Below are 15,985 nucleotides of genomic sequence, written 5' to 3'. Positions count from 1 at the left end.
AATGCAAGTACTGAATTATCAAGTATCAATATTTGTATTTAAGATTTACATAATTTTGCAATGTGACGAGCAGTGTAAATCATTGTTTATATTTAAGTTGTTATTTGCAAGTGTGACATGCGTCAAGAAAAGATAAGTGTTTTCAAATAATACTAAAGTTGCTTTAAAGGAGATAACAAAAAATAAATTAGTTTTTGGAGGCGTGTATGAATACTTCAGTCATTCTCAGCTATGCGTTTATGTACTTCGTACTATTCGTAGCAGTACCATTCGTGTTTGTGATGTTTGTCATGACTTGCATTAAGTTTTTTAAAGCAGGTCCTGATGAAGCCGCACATCATGAGATGAAACTTAAACCAGTATTGTTCGATAAACAAAGCTTCAATTTTTTTAAATCATTAAAAACAGTTGTTGAAGGTAAATACGATGTTTGTTGTAACGTGCCATTAGACACTGTATTTGAGATGGACAAACATGATACGGAATTAAATCATGAATGCCGACTCGATTATGTATTGATCGACCATGATTCATCTGAAGTGAAAATGGTTATCAGTGATTTTGGCAAAGAAACTAACTCACCACTGAAAAAACTGTTTAGCAAGTTCAATATCAGTTTCATTGAAATGAACCAGCATAAACAGTGGGATACTCAGAGTCTTAAGCAAGCCTTGGCTGTGTGATCTTGACCGTCGGGTTCGGAATTATCCGAACTCGACCCCTTCTTTACCTTCCTACGGATAAATGTGAGGACTTCCTATGTCCAAAAGACAATGGCTGTGGTCGTTACGCTTAGGTGCTGCTGCGTTGCTTTTAAGCTTTTCTGCAATGAGTGCTGAGCCAGCCAATCAAATTAACAGTGATGCTTGTATGAAGTGTCACAAGCGTAATGGTCAAATGTTAGGGCATCATGGTCAAGATGCGATGAAAATGAGCTGTTCTTCCTGTCATGGAGAAAAGGGCGATCACCCTAAAAAACCGAATGATATGGTGGTCTTTGGTATGGAGGAATCGTCGGATCTGACGGTTCAGCTGAGAGTGTGTCAGAAATGTCATACCAAGAAAAAACTCAGTGGAGCAGATTGGACGCATAACGTACATGCTCAAAAAGTGCCTTGTGCCGCCTGCCATAAATTACATAGCCCAACGGATCCAATGGCGGATATGACGCCGAAGGTTCGCAGTGAGCTATGTAGCAGTTGCCACACTGGCAAGCAGGAGTAAGGTTATGGAAAATTCAAAAAGAAGATTTCTAAAAGGCACCTGTGCCTTATTTGCCGGCGCTACAGGTGCATCATTACTCGCCACAGTGAATGCATCGGATAGCGTTAAAGCAGAACCTGATGTCAAATATGCACTTATTCATGATGAAACTAAGTGTATAGGTTGCCAAGCGTGTGAGGTGGCTTGTCGTGAAGTGAATAATGTACCCGAAGGTGTGTCTAGGCTTCAAATTAAGCAAGCGGGTCCCTTTGGCGAATACCCTAATCAGTTTTATCACTTTAGTCGCAAGTCTTGTCAGCATTGTGAAGACGCGCCCTGTGTCAATGTATGTCCAACTGGAGCTGCATTTATTGATAAAGAAACGGGTATCGTTTCTGTCGATGCATGGAAATGCGTAGGTTGCCAATACTGTATTGCAGCTTGTCCTTATCAAGTCCGTTTTATTAATCCTGTCACCCATGCGGCGGATAAGTGTGATTTCTGCCGAGAAACTAACCTAGCTCAAGGTAAACAACCAGCCTGTGTTGCTGCTTGCCCAACAAAGGCACTCGTGTTCGGTAATTTAAAAGATCCGACTTCTGAGGTTGTTCAAGTTCTGCGGTCTAATCCAACCCAGCGCACTAAGGTTGATCTTGGAACGAGACCTAAATTGTTCCGTATCGTTGCAAAATCAGGGGAGGTGATACTATGAGTGCCCTACATTTTGATACCTTAGTGTGGCATTGGCCGATTGCAATTTACCTGTTTTTAGCGGGTGTATCTGCGGGAGCCATGTTCTTCGCCGTACTGTTGAAACATTTTGTTTTGAAGCAAAACGCCTATCAGTCTGGTTTTGTGCGAGCCGCTTGTATTGTCGCGCCTGTAGCTGTGATGGCCGGGTTAGGGATATTGGTCGCAGACTTAACTAAACCTCTCGATTTTTGGAAGATTTTGGTGTTCTACAACCCTAAATCTGTCATGTCGATGGGCGTGCTTATTCTGCTGATTTACCAAGTATTTATGTTTATGTGGATTGGTTTGACCTTCCGTAAACCTGTTGATGCTTGGTGTGAAACACGCTTTCCTATTGTGCTTAAGTTGACCGCATTATTGGCTCGATTTGAAGCGACAATTACAGGATTGCTCGTGATTCTATCCTTGGCATTGGGCGCGTATACAGGCTTCCTGCTCTCGGCCTTGCCAGGCTATCCCATGCTTAAAAACCCTGTGTTACCTCTGCTGTTTTTGGCATCTGGTTTGTCTTCCGGTGCGGCATCATCTTTACTCGGTGGCGTGTTGATGAATGGCAAACCTAATGACAAAGAGGTGCACTTTATCCACAAGGTTGAAATCCCACTGATTTTAGTCGAAATCGTGCTGATTTTTACCTTCTTTATGGGCTTAGTGCTAACAGGTGGACAGAGTAAAATAGCCGCCTTTAATGCCTTAGGGTATGGCTTCTGGGGATGGATTTTCTGGCTTGGTATTATTGGACTCGGTTTGTCGGGACCATTGGCGATGAATCTGTTTATGACGGCGACATCTAAACGGAAATGGGCCTATGTGGCGGGGACGGCTTGCTTGAGCTTGATCGGGGTATTACTGCTACGTAACTTCATACTCTATACAGGACAAATGACGATCGCTTAAGGCGTACCGTTAATTAATGACGAAAAAATCATAATAATCAATGGAATCGACGGATCGCGGAAACAATGTCAAAGGAAAACATTGTAGATGAGGCCCTTGCGGCGCTGGCTGAGCTCTCAAGGGTTAAGTCTAGCCGCGGTTGGTTGTGTAACAGGGAGGTCGCTGGGCAAGGATGCCATATTTTACACTTCAATATTTTGCCCTGCCTCCAAACGGGCCTCGCCACCTTATTCCTAAGGGTGGCGTTTCTTGTTTTAGGGAGGCACGATTTACTCGCCGAGGTTATTAATCCATTCACTCATTACCACATGGGTTTTGATCTTGATGATGTCAGTGTGAGTGTCGATATACTCACGGATCTCATGCAGGCGGCGCATCGAGGGCGCATGCACGTACACGAGTAAATCCATATCACCAGAAATACCACGGCAGGTAATCACTTCGGGGATAGCTTGGAATACGTGTACCACATCGGCGCAACGTGGACATTGATGCTGGATTTCGAAATAAGCCGATACTCCTTCTTTTTGCGACTCACTCAAGAGCACTTGATAGCCACGGATTACTCCAGTTTGTTCGAGCTTTTTTATGCGCTCGGCAACCGCACTACGGGATAGATTGACCTGTTCGGCGATATTCGACACGCTCTGGCGCGCATCCTGACGCAAACTATGAATGATGGCCGTATCGAATTTATCCAAGGGTGACTCCAGTGAAAATGGCTATATTGAATCTGTGTGTTATTTTGCCATTGGTTTGAATAACCACAGAATTTGCTGAGTATTTTGGCTTAAAATTGCATCAAATCTTAAACTGACCGTCATTTTGATAGAAATAACGTTATTTGCCGCGATTTTGCCGGTATTGGACGTGGAGAACACTGAAATTAACGGCAGATTGTAGGGCGAAATCTCATTATACTGACAGCTCAAAAACCACAGAATATTAACAGATGAATTCAAATAGCGGAACTATAGGTCGTTGGCAAGGTGCGGGTTTAATGGCGACCACTTTGCTCGGTACAGGGGTATTTATTTTGCCTCAGATGACTATTGAAAAAGCGCATTCTGGCGCCTTAGTCGCATGGATCTTGTTGACCTTGGCCATTATTCCTGTAGCACTGGTCTTTGGTCGTTTAGCTAGTGTATTTCCCCATGCCGCAGGCCCCGCTTACTTTGTCGAAAAAGCCTTTGGTCGCACTGCTGGTCGAACAATTGGACTGATCTTTTTACTGGTTGTGCCCATGGGGGCTCCGGCCGCGATTTTGATGACCTTTCAGTTTGTGAATGCCTTAATCCCGATATCGGGTTGGTCCAAGGTTGGTGTTGAAATACTCGTGATTTTTGGCTTGTTTCTGATTAATTTAAGAGGCATTCAAGTGTCGGCTAAGCTGCAATTTGGCCTGACACTTTGCATAGTCGCCGTTGTTGTGGTCTTGTTTGGTGCGAGTAGTTTTCAGCAAGGTCATCTCACGACACTTGCTAGCCATGGTATGCCTGAAATGCCGACCGTGATGATTGCCGCTGGCATCGCTTTTTGGAGTTTCTTGGGTATAGAAGCTATGACCCATCTTGCCGATGATTTTCGTCGTCCGCAGCAGGATATGATCCCCGCTATGATGATGGGCACAGTGCTGGTGGGCGTGATTTATGTGGCTTGTACACTTTTATTGCTATTAGTGCCGACAGATAAAAGTGTCGCCATGATCGGCGTGTTTGACCAACTGCTCGGTGGTTACGGTGCGCAAGTGATTGGTGTGTTAGGTATCGCAAGTGGATTGGCAACCGTTAACGTGTATGCGGCCAGTGCGGCACGTCTGGTCTGGAGTTTTAGTTGTGAAGGCATTTTACCGCGCTTCTTTGCCGTTAAGAATGCCCACGGTGTGCCCATTCGAGCACTTGCTGCGCTGTTATCTGTGATGGCAAGCGTGATTGTACTGACTTACCTTACCGGGCAAGAGCTAGAGCACCTTATCGCATGGAGCAACGGCGTATTTGTGGTGATCTATTTGATGGCTATGCTCGCTGCCGCTAAGTTATTACCACGGCACAATTGGCCGCTGGTGGCGCTGGGTTGTGCGTTTTGCTTAGTATTAGGTTTTGCCCTAGGTGCAAGTATGTCCTATGTGCTTGTGTTGATCTTAGTGGTCGCACCATTTTTGTGGTGGCAAAAGACCCATATTAGTCGCAAACAAAGTTTGGCGTTACCTGAGTAATATTCGACCCCTCTGGGGCTAAATCAACATGATGGATTAATTAAGAAAGCCCCGAACTCTTTATTGTCATAAGAGTTTGGGGCTTTTTTGTGTGGCTTAGTGGATTTCGAAACTGGATATGATTGAGTGCGATTAAATTGCATGAAACAAAGAGGTAAACCTTAAGTCTGATGGCCGCCAAGCTTTGTTGCCGAAGGACTGCACATTACTGATATTTAATGTATCTCGGTGAGCGAGGCGATAACTTGTGTTCTATATTTTGATCATTCATACGGAAGGAGAATAAATATGGATTCAGCTGCGTTGCTCAATCGTGTCGATGAGTTACCTAGGTTACCTAAGGCGATCAGTGAATTGTTAGATGCGGTCAATGATGACAATGCGACAGTAAAAAGCATTGCCACTAAAGTTTCACACGATCCCTTAATCAGCGCTAGGGTGTTACGCCTTGCTAATTGTGCCCACTATGGACGTAGTCGAGAGGTTGGTACTATCGATGAAGCTGTTGTGCGTCTTGGGATGCAAACCCTACGAACCTTAGTGCTCGCATCGGCGGTGATTGGTGCAGTCCCTAAGTGTGAAGGAATAGATTTAGCCCAGTTTTGGGGGCAAACCTTTGAGATTGCGCTTTATAGTCAAGAAATGGCAAAGCGTTGTGGTGCTGTCCCAGAAGAAGCTTTTACTTGCGGTATCTTGCATCGTATTGGCGATCTATTGATTGCGGCAGTATCGCCTGAAGATGCGGCGAAAATTGCCGAAGCTGTGGCGCAGGGTAAAGATAAGCATCAGTTTGAGCGCGAGTTACTCGGATATGATTCCCCGGATATTGGCGCATTACTAGCGAAGAATTGGAAGTTTACACCAGCGTTAGTGCAAGGCATTTTGTATCAAGACCACCCTAAGGATTCAAACCCATTTTCAAAACTTGCTGCGTTATTATGCTTATCTTACAAAGTTCTAGATGAGTGGGATACGATTGAGGATGATGAAAAAACCAGTTGGTTATCTCAATTAGCGACTAAGAAAGGATTGAAGATGGAGATGGGCGGGCTAAGGACTAAGTTGACTGAATTACACGGTTCGGGATATGAAATCGGTAAAGCGTTAGCTTAGGCTCTTGTTTAGCTTAGTTTTTTGGTGAGTAGGGTGGTAGTAAAAATATTTTTAGCCAAAGAGCGATATCAATTTAGTCTTAAGAAGACCATCGCGTGAATGGGGAACGGACGTTTCGCATTCACGCTTTTTTATGGGCTTTTGTTGATTTGCACTTTGACTGAATAGTGGATGTGGCTAGCCAGTTTGTTGGGTTGCAGCGATGGCAAGATTACGCATTTGGATCAACTCGCTGTGTTTGAGGTGCAACAAATCGGCGGTGCGTCGAATGATCTGGTCTTCATATTGGGATAGCTGGCCATCGGCGTAGGCCAGTTGCCACATTGCGAGCAACAATTGCTGCTTTTGCGCTAGGCTAAATTCAGCGTTAATGGCTGAGGTGAATTCAAAGAGTGAGGTCGCGCTGCCTTGTACGCTTTTAGCTTCATCAATCAGTATCTTAGCGTCTACTTCTGACATTGATAAGGTATCGGTTAGCAGCTTAGGTAATAAGGCTTCTTCCTCTGCCGTTAAGGTCTCATCGGCAAATACGACTTCAAGTAACATACTCGCTGCGGCCAGTTTAAGTTGATGTGCCTTGTCTTCTGGGGAGACTGCTTGAGTATGAGCTTCAAAAAATCGTCTTAATTTCGCAATCATATTTGGCGGTTCTCATGCTGGAGGGAATATAAAGTAGAGTCGATTGGGAAGTGAAAGTTCACCCTAAACCTTGTATTGCTTAGGGTGAGGTAAGACTGAATTACAGTAGCGAGTTCAGACCTTTCACCAGTAAGTCTGAGGTGCCTTCAGTGCCATTGGTATCTAAGTAAGACTTAGCTATGTTGATCATTGGCATTGCTAGATCTTTAGAAATGCCCAATTTTTCAAAGGCGTCTAAAACCATAGCACTGCCTTGCAGTGATGAACCTAAATCACCCGCTTTGGATAATAAGCCAGAAACACCCGATTTTGAGTCCAATTTAGGCGCGGCGGCGAGCAAACTATCGGCATTAGGAATGCTGGCAGCCAGTTTTGAGTAGTCGGTTGTTCCTAGGCTTGATTGCGCTAAGCCTAATAAACTGCCTAAGCCACCTTCGGCTTGAGTTTGGTTTAAACCCAATTGTGACATGACGCTGCCAACTAAATCATTCGACTGAGTTGCCGCTGCTGTAGTGGTCGCTTTTTCAGTTTTGGCTTGAGTTCCTGCCAAGTTATCTAACCAGCCTGCACTGGCGGGCGCCGCTAAAATACAAGTGCTGAGGAGGATAGAGAAGGTCAGAGTGTGTTTCATATGGAAGCGTCCTTTGAGAGTTTGCGCACGAGTTCGCTGGACAGTTTAGCGGGTTTGTCACTTTTGTTGCAGTAGTTTTCTGTGATTTACGGTTCACACTGGTGATTTCTACTGTGCATTGCCAAGGGATTTTCGGTATCCTTAGCGGCAATTCTAAGTGTTAATTCATTTCAATTATTTGGAAAGTCGCATGTCACTATCCGCAATTTTGTCAGAAGCCTATAACTTCTTCCGTAATCATCTGGCGCAACTCGCTATGCTGACGATCCCATTACTCTTGATCCAAGTTGGGATCCAGTTATGGCTTGGTATAGAGATGAGTAAAGTTGATCTAGAAAACCCACAGTTTGGCGCTCCGCATATGATCGCCATGATGCTGTTACTACTTACATTTTCGGTATTAATTGCCGCTTTGACTCTGTTTTTAGAACTGCGCTCACAAGGGCATAGTCCTTCAGCGGGAGTGGTGTTGAAGGCGAGTTTACCTTTTGTTCCACCATTATTATTGGCTGGGGTGTTTTCTGGTCTAGCGATTTTAGCACCAGTGATGCTGTTTGCCGCCTTCGGTCCTGTGTGGCTGGTAGGATTGGTAATTAGCTTCTATCTCTTTGCACGTTTAGCCTATGTGAACTTTATGGTTGTGGTTGAGCGCTTAACACCGCTAGAAGCGATTAAGGGTAGTTTTAGTTTTAGTGGCCCTATCGTACTGAAAACCATTGCATTATTGATGTTATATTTACCACTCTCCGTCATAGGTAGCCAGCTTTCTGGGTTAGCATCCATGGGCGGATTACCTGTGCAAATGTTAGCGGATACTTTTATGTCTTTTATTGGATTATTCGTTAACGTCGCTTTGTTCCGCTTATATATGGTGTCGAAAAAACCAAGCGTCGAATAGTGCAACATCAATTCAGCCTGTAGGGAATCACTCATGGGGACGAAAATAGTCATTAAGGATAGTGAGTTTATCCACGATTTTTCGGTCTCCTTGAGTGATGATTACCTCAAGGTGAAAAGCTATGTGCAGGATGTACCGACACAGTCGCTACTGCACATTCGCAGTTTTACCCATAAACTTACAGAGTTACTGGGGCAAGATAAGCAAATCGCGTTTTCGAGTCCGAATTTATACGATAGGATCGAACAGCTAAATCAGCGGCGCGTGATTGATGTGAAGACCACTCGTGCCCTGCATCGATTGCGTGCCGACGGTAACCGCGGTGCTCATCCTGAGAAATACCATCTCACCCAAGAACAATTACTCGCGCTAGCGCAAAAATCCATTAAAGATGTTCTGACTTTAGTCGAGCACTTGTATCCTAAGGTTAAAGGTCGAGTTGCCCCTGACTACTGTTATGAAGCGACTGACGCAATGACTGTGAGGGACTTGTGCTACCGCGCTGTGATGGAAGATGACCCGCAAGCGCAGTATTTGGTGGGGATATCGTTTAAGACCAAGGCTTTGATACTGAAAGAACAAGAACTGCTCAAAGAGCAAGAACTTGCGGCAGAAGCCGAAGCTATATCAAGCCAAGATTTATCCACAGTTTCACCTCTAAATACCATTTCTCACATCAGCGCCGCTGACAGTTTTGCCCGTGCCGCCTATTGGTTTTCCCTTGCGGCACCTAAGCACATGGAAGCCTTACATGAGCATGGCGTAGCACTGATCCACGGTTATCAAGGCGCGCCAGAAGTGGCTAAAGGTGAACAGATCATTGCCACTGCAGCAGCAGCAGGTGTGGTCAATGCGATGGCGTTGTTGGGATATTTTTATCTTGTAGGCAGTGAGTCGTTTCAACCCGACAGCAAGTTAGCACAGCAATATTTACAAGGTGCGGCAGATGGCGAGCAAACTGAAGCGATGGCAAATCTAGGTGTGTTGCATTACCAGCAAAAGAACTTAACTCAAGCCTATCATTTTATAAGCAAAGCCGCGCAAGCAGGTTATCCCCATGCCCAGTATCATTTAGCATTAATGCTTGCCAATGGAGATGGTTGTACTCGAGATATGATTGCCAGTGAGCATTGGATGGCCGAAGCTGCCGAGCAAGGACAACTCGATGCTATGCTCACGCGGGCGCAGCATATGCTCAATGATGACAATGCCTTTGGCAGTGATTTGACTCAAGCTGAGGATTATTTGCGCCAAGTGATCAAATATAGCCACAGTGTGCCTGCGATGATTGAGCTGAGTATGGCACTGGCCGACGGTATCTTAGGGCGAATTGATGTCGTTGGATCTGCGGCTTTACTTAAGCTGGCACGGCAAAATGCCAATAAAAAAGAGGCGGATATTATCGAGCCTCTGTGGCGTTCACTGGTATTACAAATTGAAAATGTGCTTGAGGTAACCCAAGATCCCGCCGAAATTCATAGCCTTAAACGCGCCCAGATCTTACTCGCTTGAGCGCAGTTTTGCTTCGATTGAACTAGTGTTCATCCTCTTTATGCTCAAAAGTGCGCCCTTGATGGCGTGTCGTATTAGATTCCCTAACAATAGTGTCAGATCCATAAACCTGACTCTGCGGCTCCTCTGTCGCGTGGGCATGCTGCGTTGCGTTTGCCTGAGCCTGATTAAACTTAGCCAACTGACGTGCCATATAAAAACGGCTAAATAGGACTAAACAACCGAGCGCAATGGCGCCAAATAAGAGCACGAAGGGCAATAAAAATAGTGATAAACAAATTAGGCTAATGCTAATTGCCATCGCTAACCAAGCCCGTGGGCCAGAAATTCGGGTCTGCAGTGGGCTCTGTTGGAACTGTTGAAAAATCATAAGAACTCCTCGATAGGCAGTGGACATTTAGTGTGCAATAGCGAGTGCGTCTAGGTCACGTTAATCTTGATTAATTTACTTTATTTTACTCCGGAGGCCATTTTGGTGTTGCGCATTACTTTGATATGTGATCGCATGCCTATCTATATGTTGTTGCTCGAATAACAGTTGGTTAATTATATGTGTTTGCTAAAATCTTTTTGATGTAAATCTGAGCAATTTCTTTGCTAACTGTACAGAATATGAGAAAATTCAGCTCAAATTTAACTGCAGTTTTAACTCAGTTAGCCGCCTTATTATATTGGTTGTAAATGTTCGTTCGACCCGCTCAAACACCCTCTTGTTTCACTGCTTTGTTAATTAATTAGACGCCAACATGAACTCATATTCGCTCAAGCAAAAAATTCTGTTCTCTGTCGTGGCAGCCCTTTCACTCGTGATTGGTTTGTTGTCATGGCAAAGTTATTCCAGCCAAAAATCCCAGCTGTTACAAAACAGCCTAGAACAAGTGCAGCGCTTAGGTGAACAGCAGGCTGAGCGGATCCAAGAATGGTTGGCTGGCCGCCAAGATATTATGGGAGCCCTGGCGAACAAAGTTGAAGGTGACAGCCTCAATACACTTCAACAAGCACAGGCATCGGGCCGTTTTCAGCTGACCTATTTTGGCTCTCAAGCAGGGCAAATGTTGGATTCTGATCCGAGTATTGATCGTACGGGCTATGATCCTCGCAGCCGCCCTTGGTATCAACAAGCCATCAGTGAACGCGGTCTTATTTTGACAAAACCTTACGTGGATGTTGCCTATAACATTCTGGTTGTGACTATGGCGCAGCCTACCGCACAAGGTGTTGTGGGTGGTGACTTATCTATCGCAAGCCTAGTTGACGGTGTTAATCGGATGAAGTTACCGGCAAACGGTTATGCCATCATGATGCACAAAGACGGCACAGTGATCGCTTATAAAGATCAAGCTAAGACGATGAAACCTATAGGTGAAATCGACAACGAGCTTAATCGCAACTTACCGGAACAGAGCCGTGCAGCGGGCACTCTGTTGCCTATGTATTTTGAAAATGAAGGACGTGACAAATTAGTCTGGAGCGTTGATATCCCTAATACAGATTGGGAATTAGTGTTAGTGCTTGATAAGGAAACGCTAGAAGCGCCATTGTCTAACCTATTACTCACTCAATTGGGTCTCTCTGCACTCGTACTGTTGCTGAGTGTGTTAGCCATTTCTTGGTTAGTTGGCATGTTACTGGGTCCTCTGAGTCGAGTATCGCAAGCTCTTGCGCGTATTGCCGATGGTAATGGTGATTTAACTCAACGTATTTCAGTCGACACTCAAGATGAAGTGGGCGTGCTTGCCGACAGCTTTAACCGCTTTGTGGGCAGTCAACATCAGCTGATCAGCCATATTCGCCAATTAGCGAATGAGTTAGATGCCGATGCTGAACGTAGTCTTGCCACCACGCAAACTTCGGTTGCGGAGTTACAACGTCAACAGCAAGAAGTCGCTATGGTCGCGACTGCGGTAACTGAAATGGCGAGTGCGACTAATGAGATCGCAGCCAATGCTGAGAACACGGCAACAGCGGCTCAACAGTCTGCAGCGAGCAGTTTACAGGGCAAAGAGTTAGTGAATAAAACTCGTAACTCGATTAATTCACTCGCAGATGAAGTGACTCAAGCAACGGATGTCATTGGCGATTTAAGTCGTCACGCTAAGTCTATCTCGAGTATTCTGGCGACAATTCAAGGGATTGCTGAGCAAACTAACCTGTTGGCGCTTAACGCAGCCATTGAAGCGGCTCGTGCTGGCGAGCAAGGCCGTGGTTTTGCGGTCGTTGCCGATGAAGTTCGAGTATTATCGCGCCGCACACAAGATTCGACTCAGGAAGTACATACCACGATTGAAACGCTACAACGCACTACCGCTCGAGCAGTCAGCTTGATGGAAAGCAGCCAAGCCTTAGCGGGTCATAGCGTAGAAGATGCCAATGCGGCGGCGAAAGCCCTTGAAGAAATTACGCAAGCGGTCAACGTGATTTCAGATATGGCAGGCCAAATTGCTACCGCAGCGGAAGAACAGACTCAAGTGACGGGTGAAATAACCCAGAATACGGTTGCGATTAAAGATGTGACTGATGAGATTACCGCATCGGCCATGGCAGATTTGGCACAGGCGAGGGGCTTAAAAGCTCGCGCTAATGACCTGAATGCGCAAGTCGCGACATTTATTCTGTAATCGCTATTCTTAATAGCGTGCCTCGATATTAGCCCGATAAAGCCTTTACTTTGTCGGGCTTTTTACTGGCCGTTTTGTCGTGTTAAAGCATTTCTGTGGGATTGAATAACTTAGCCACACTTTGACAAATGGTTTCTCTAATCCATTTATGCCCTTGATCTTCATCATTTCTTTGATGCCATAACAACACATAGGCCATTGGCATAAATTCGAAAGGCAGTGGCAGTTGTTTGAGCGGATAAAGTTGGCAGGCGTGACGGGCAAAGCTCGACGGCAGAGTGAAGATTAAATTGCTGTGGGCGCAAACGCTGGCGGCACCATAAAAGTCGGGTACAGTCGTGCTGATCCGGCGTCTATGCCCAAGATCGGCAAGAAAGTAATCCAGTGCCCACCAATCACTACCTTCACAACGAACCTGCACATGGGCCATATCGAGGTAAAGGGGTAAATTCCATTGTTCTGAGGTGAGCGCCGCCATCAGCGGGTGATCCTCTCGCACTAAGCAGACTTGTTGATCGGTAAATAATGTTTGATAGGCAATCCCTTCGGGCAGGCGATCTACTTGAAAATCCGACAGTGGATGCAAATCCCGCCCTGAAATGCCAAAGTCGATTTGCCCTTGCTGCAAATCCTGCATCGATTTTTCAGTCCAGACATAGGAGTCGAGTTTGACGTTGGGTGCCGTGGTCAGCATAGGGCCGATAAAATATGGGATTAAGGTCTCATAGGCGCTTTCCACCATGGCAAAAGAAAATTGTCGATTGCTACTGGCAGGATTAAAGGTCGGAGGCTGAGTGAGTTGATACAAGTCTTGCAATATATTCGGTAGTTTTTGCCCAAGAATGAGGGCATGCGCGGTGGGTTTTAAGCCATGCGCCGTGCGCTGAAATAGGGGATCATCTAAGGTTTCTCTGAGTCGATTTAAGCTCTTACTGAGGGCTGACTGGCTTATATGTAATCGGCTGGCGGCGCGAGTGACACTCTGCTCCTCTAGCAGCACTTTGAGTATGACCAGCAAGTTCAAATCGATTCTGGCTAAGTTGTCGATATTCACAGATATTCCTCAGAGGAAATTTACTTTGGAAATTATACCATTTCTGTTCATACCTTGAGTTAATTAAAATAGCGCCCACTGAAATACCTTTCCCTGATCAACTGAGATTATTTATGCGGCGCAATCTGTTACCTATCCTGATGTCTATGGTGCTGCTCAGCCCATTAGCCATCGATATTTATTTACCTTCAATGCCAACTATGGCGACAGAATTCGCCGTATCTGCCAGTGATGTGCAATCCACGCTCGTATTGTTTTTATTCGCCATGGGCTTAGGCCAAGTGTTGATTGGGCCATTAGCCGACCGTTATGGCCGCCGTCCTGTGGCCATTTTCGGGGTCTTACTCTACGGCGCAAGTAGTCTTCTCGCTGCCGCGGCCATCGAGTTTCATTGGTTACAGATTGCTCGTGTGCTGCAAGGTTTAGCCGCCTGTTCAACTTCTATCGTGGTGTTTAGTGCGGTGCGTGACTGCTACTCACAAAAAGAAGGCGCTAAAATTTACAGTTACTTAAATGGAGCGATTTGCGTGATCCCAGCTTTAGCACCAACCTTAGGTGGCTTGCTAGCGATGCAATTCGGCTGGCGTTCAACTTTCGTTTTCATGACGTTATATGCCATGTTGATGATGCTCGTTGTTGGTTATCGCTTACCTGAGACTCGTCCAGTTAACACTGTTACTACTGGCCCACTTTACCGTTGGGGCAGATTCAAACCTGTACTCGGTAACACCCACTTTTTGTTTTATGCCTTTGCTTGTATGTCGGCTATGGCGGCTATTTTGAGTTATGTGTCTTATGCGCCTGTGTGGTTGATTGGGCATTTAGGGGTTTCTGAGCTGGCGTTTAGTGGTTTATTCGGGCTCAATGCTGTGTTTAATATCGTGGCCTGTTTTGCGGCACCGATCGTCATTCGCAAACTGGGTAATCGTCCAACGGTTATTTTGGCTCTGTCCTTACTCGTTCTGTCTTCAGTGGCAACAGTGGCGGGTCAACAGTTTGGTCCAAATACAGGGATGGCAGCAGCTTTTAACTTCATGTTACCTATGATGTTGTTATGTGTGGGATTTGCCTTCTTACTCGGCCCTGCGACTAGTATGGCACTGTCAGCTTTCGGTGAACGAGCGGGGACTGCCGCGGCTATGCTAGGTTTTATTCAGATGAGTGGTGCATCCGTTTTAGCTGGACTTATACAGCAAACGAATTTAACTGCACCTTATGCAGTGGCACTCGTCATGGGCGTGTTTTCTATCGGTTTATTGTTGATGATGGCGCTGAGTCGATTCGACCACTGGCACCAAGAGCAGTTAGTTGGCGAGCATTAGTTCGCGGCACTGATTAATTACAGAGTACACCCTTTACCCACAGTTTGTTTGACCGCGAACTGTGGGTATTTTTTATTGTGTCTAATACCCTTTTATCCTTTGGTATACTCGTAAAATAACTCACTAAACCGAGGGTAAAGCTTGTCCCGTCACTATTGTGCTATCTGTCGTTATCCGCAAAATGCTTGCTTATGTGCGAGTGTTAAGCCTATCTCTCCAATGACTCAGTTGGTGGTTTTACAGCACCCGAGTGAAGTCGAACATAAGAAGAATAGTGTGCGGGTATTGAGTCTTGCTGTACCTAAAACGCAAGTTTATGTGGGTGAAAGCGAGTCTGATTTCAACGGTTTACGGGAATATTTAGCGGCGTGTAATAAGCCTATTTATCTCGTCTATCCCTCTGCGTTAAGTGTAAGTGTTGAACAGCAACGTATTAATCCTGATTGTATATTGCTGTTGCTCGATGGCACTTGGCGTAAGGCATTCAAAATGCTGCAGCTGAATCCTTGGTTAGCCCAGTATCCTGCGGTGCATTTGGCTGAAGGTTATGAATCGCGCTATCGGATCCGTAAATCGAGTCGTAGCGATAGTTTATCGACCTTAGAAGCTTGCGCTTATATGTTAAGCGCCCTTGATCCTACCCTTGATGTTCAGCCGTTAATGATGGCATTTGATGCTATGGTGGAACTGCGGATTAAGGCGATGCCGAGTACAGTGCAGGCTCGTTATCAGAACTCAAATGAATCCAGTGGTAAGGTATAGTTGATGAGGTTAAGGCTATTGAGTCTTAGATTTTTTAAGTATGAATTAGTGCTTTTAAGTTATTGAGTTTTGAGACTCCGTACGAATTAAAATAGTCAAAATCTTATTCAGATCACGCTAACGTAATGTGAAATACGGTTTAATAACTAGGATTCATTTGCGCAGCAAATGATGAGATAGCTTTGCCAGCCAATTGCTTTGCAGGGGAGTAATTCCATTCATTACTATTAGTAAATGGCGTGCTGGCAGGGCTATCGAGCTTTAAATATGGTGTTTTCTGCAAGAAAATCTTTCCCCTTCGTTCGCGACCCATCAAAATATTTCGATAAAACCTTAGCGGATCTTTCGTTTTCCGTTGTAAACGTTGA

General features: G+C 45.3%; 16 protein-coding genes. 11 read left to right on the top strand and 5 right to left on the bottom strand.

The features are described 5' to 3' along the window. Nucleotides 1-206 precede the first annotated feature (206 nt). The 4 genes from GWI56_RS05870 (at nucleotide 207) to nrfD (ending at nucleotide 2,853) form a co-directional block, all read left to right on the top strand. Nucleotides 207-683, top strand: a complete 477-nt coding sequence (locus tag GWI56_RS05870) for a DUF2726 domain-containing protein (protein WP_105250596.1) — start codon at nucleotides 207-209, stop codon at nucleotides 681-683. Nucleotides 684-759: 76 nt separating this feature from the next. After that, the gene (locus GWI56_RS05865; RefSeq protein WP_105250595.1) at nucleotides 760-1,224 is read left to right on the top strand and encodes a cytochrome c3 family protein; all 465 of its coding nucleotides are present in this window, start codon (nucleotides 760-762) and stop codon (nucleotides 1,222-1,224) included. Between the two features lie 4 nt (nucleotides 1,225-1,228). Further along, nucleotides 1,229-1,915 carry a 4Fe-4S dicluster domain-containing protein gene (locus GWI56_RS05860; RefSeq protein WP_105250594.1) on the top strand — a complete coding sequence of 229 codons (687 nt, stop codon included), beginning with the start codon at nucleotides 1,229-1,231 and terminating at the stop codon, nucleotides 1,913-1,915. Beyond that, nucleotides 1,912-2,853, top strand: a complete 942-nt coding sequence (nrfD, locus tag GWI56_RS05855) for a cytochrome c nitrite reductase subunit NrfD (protein ID WP_105250593.1) — start codon at nucleotides 1,912-1,914, stop codon at nucleotides 2,851-2,853. Before GWI56_RS05860 ends, nrfD begins: the two co-directional genes overlap by 4 nt. A 269-nt stretch (nucleotides 2,854-3,122) precedes the next feature. Here the strand turns inward: nrfD and GWI56_RS05850 are convergent, their stop codons facing one another. Continuing rightward, a complete protein-coding gene (locus tag GWI56_RS05850; protein WP_006079646.1) occupies nucleotides 3,123-3,554 on the bottom strand; it encodes an Lrp/AsnC family transcriptional regulator in 432 nt (143 codons plus the stop codon). Between the two features lie 251 nt (nucleotides 3,555-3,805). Between GWI56_RS05850 and yjeH the strand changes: the two genes are divergently transcribed. Next, nucleotides 3,806-5,068 (top strand): L-methionine/branched-chain amino acid transporter, encoded by a 1,263-nt coding sequence (yjeH, locus tag GWI56_RS05845; protein ID WP_113940284.1) that lies wholly within the window; start codon nucleotides 3,806-3,808, stop codon nucleotides 5,066-5,068. A 288-nt stretch (nucleotides 5,069-5,356) separates the two neighbouring features. After that, on the top strand, nucleotides 5,357-6,181 hold the full coding sequence (locus GWI56_RS05840) for an HDOD domain-containing protein (protein WP_173248173.1): 825 nt from the start codon (nucleotides 5,357-5,359) through the stop codon (nucleotides 6,179-6,181). A 177-nt stretch (nucleotides 6,182-6,358) separates the two neighbouring features. Here GWI56_RS05840 and GWI56_RS05835 read toward each other — a convergent pair whose 3' ends face one another. Continuing rightward, the gene (locus GWI56_RS05835) at nucleotides 6,359-6,820 is read right to left on the bottom strand and encodes a TerB family tellurite resistance protein (RefSeq protein ID WP_105250590.1); all 462 of its coding nucleotides are present in this window, start codon (nucleotides 6,818-6,820) and stop codon (nucleotides 6,359-6,361) included. A 100-nt stretch (nucleotides 6,821-6,920) separates the two neighbouring features. Further along, complete coding sequence (locus GWI56_RS05830) at nucleotides 6,921-7,451, bottom strand: DUF2780 domain-containing protein (RefSeq protein WP_168827259.1); 531 nt, start codon at nucleotides 7,449-7,451, stop codon at nucleotides 6,921-6,923. A gap of 190 nt (nucleotides 7,452-7,641) precedes the next feature. On the opposite strand from GWI56_RS05830, the gene GWI56_RS05825 reads away from it, so the two are divergent. Beyond that, the gene (locus GWI56_RS05825) at nucleotides 7,642-8,349 is read left to right on the top strand and encodes a hypothetical protein (RefSeq protein ID WP_105250588.1); all 708 of its coding nucleotides are present in this window, start codon (nucleotides 7,642-7,644) and stop codon (nucleotides 8,347-8,349) included. A gap of 33 nt (nucleotides 8,350-8,382) precedes the next feature. Next, nucleotides 8,383-9,861 (top strand): DUF4145 domain-containing protein, encoded by a 1,479-nt coding sequence (locus GWI56_RS05820; RefSeq protein ID WP_198572378.1) that lies wholly within the window; start codon nucleotides 8,383-8,385, stop codon nucleotides 9,859-9,861. A 22-nt stretch (nucleotides 9,862-9,883) separates the two neighbouring features. Here GWI56_RS05820 and GWI56_RS05815 read toward each other — a convergent pair whose 3' ends face one another. Then, nucleotides 9,884-10,231, bottom strand: coding sequence for a hypothetical protein (locus GWI56_RS05815; protein WP_198572377.1), 348 nt, complete (start codon nucleotides 10,229-10,231; stop codon nucleotides 9,884-9,886). Nucleotides 10,232-10,607: 376 nt separating this feature from the next. Between GWI56_RS05815 and GWI56_RS05810 the strand changes: the two genes are divergently transcribed. Further along, nucleotides 10,608-12,479 (top strand): methyl-accepting chemotaxis protein, encoded by a 1,872-nt coding sequence (locus GWI56_RS05810; RefSeq protein WP_113940288.1) that lies wholly within the window; start codon nucleotides 10,608-10,610, stop codon nucleotides 12,477-12,479. A gap of 82 nt (nucleotides 12,480-12,561) precedes the next feature. Here GWI56_RS05810 and GWI56_RS05805 read toward each other — a convergent pair whose 3' ends face one another. Continuing rightward, nucleotides 12,562-13,533, bottom strand: coding sequence for a LysR family transcriptional regulator (locus GWI56_RS05805; protein WP_113940290.1), 972 nt, complete (start codon nucleotides 13,531-13,533; stop codon nucleotides 12,562-12,564). A 113-nt stretch (nucleotides 13,534-13,646) separates the two neighbouring features. On the opposite strand from GWI56_RS05805, the gene GWI56_RS05800 reads away from it, so the two are divergent. Next, entirely contained in the window at nucleotides 13,647-14,855 is a 1,209-nt protein-coding gene (locus GWI56_RS05800; RefSeq protein ID WP_168827265.1) for a multidrug effflux MFS transporter, read from the top strand. Between the two features lie 141 nt (nucleotides 14,856-14,996). After that, nucleotides 14,997-15,617: a tRNA-uridine aminocarboxypropyltransferase gene (locus GWI56_RS05795; protein WP_198572376.1), complete on the top strand. Its 621-nt coding sequence runs from the start codon at nucleotides 14,997-14,999 to the stop codon at nucleotides 15,615-15,617. Nucleotides 15,618-15,985 lie beyond the last annotated feature (368 nt).

This window comes from Shewanella sp. DW31, assembly GCF_015767295.1.
GTDB classification, from domain to species: domain Bacteria; phylum Pseudomonadota; class Gammaproteobacteria; order Enterobacterales; family Shewanellaceae; genus Shewanella; species Shewanella oncorhynchi.
Note: the sequence above shows the minus strand (reverse complement) of the source record. Positions and strands in the feature narration are given on the sequence as shown.

What these genes read in the sequence shown, in the direction of transcription:
- GWI56_RS05870 (WP_105250596.1), top strand. Translation starts at nt 207, where the DNA reads ATGAATACTTCAGTCATTCTCAGCTATGCGTTTATGTACTTCGTACTA.
- GWI56_RS05865 (WP_105250595.1), top strand. Translation starts at nt 760, where the DNA reads ATGTCCAAAAGACAATGGCTGTGGTCGTTACGCTTAGGTGCTGCTGCG.
- GWI56_RS05860 (WP_105250594.1), top strand. Translation starts at nt 1,229, where the DNA reads ATGGAAAATTCAAAAAGAAGATTTCTAAAAGGCACCTGTGCCTTATTT.
- nrfD (WP_105250593.1), top strand. Translation starts at nt 1,912, where the DNA reads ATGAGTGCCCTACATTTTGATACCTTAGTGTGGCATTGGCCGATTGCA.
- yjeH (WP_113940284.1), top strand. Translation starts at nt 3,806, where the DNA reads ATGAATTCAAATAGCGGAACTATAGGTCGTTGGCAAGGTGCGGGTTTA.
- GWI56_RS05840 (WP_173248173.1), top strand. Translation starts at nt 5,357, where the DNA reads ATGGATTCAGCTGCGTTGCTCAATCGTGTCGATGAGTTACCTAGGTTA.
- GWI56_RS05835 (WP_105250590.1), bottom strand. Translation starts at nt 6,820, where the DNA reads ATGATTGCGAAATTAAGACGATTTTTTGAAGCTCATACTCAAGCAGTC.
- GWI56_RS05830 (WP_168827259.1), bottom strand. Translation starts at nt 7,451, where the DNA reads ATGAAACACACTCTGACCTTCTCTATCCTCCTCAGCACTTGTATTTTA.
- GWI56_RS05825 (WP_105250588.1), top strand. Translation starts at nt 7,642, where the DNA reads ATGTCACTATCCGCAATTTTGTCAGAAGCCTATAACTTCTTCCGTAAT.
- GWI56_RS05820 (WP_198572378.1), top strand. Translation starts at nt 8,383, where the DNA reads ATGGGGACGAAAATAGTCATTAAGGATAGTGAGTTTATCCACGATTTT.
- GWI56_RS05815 (WP_198572377.1), bottom strand. Translation starts at nt 10,231, where the DNA reads ATGATTTTTCAACAGTTCCAACAGAGCCCACTGCAGACCCGAATTTCT.
- GWI56_RS05810 (WP_113940288.1), top strand. Translation starts at nt 10,608, where the DNA reads ATGAACTCATATTCGCTCAAGCAAAAAATTCTGTTCTCTGTCGTGGCA.
- GWI56_RS05800 (WP_168827265.1), top strand. Translation starts at nt 13,647, where the DNA reads ATGCGGCGCAATCTGTTACCTATCCTGATGTCTATGGTGCTGCTCAGC.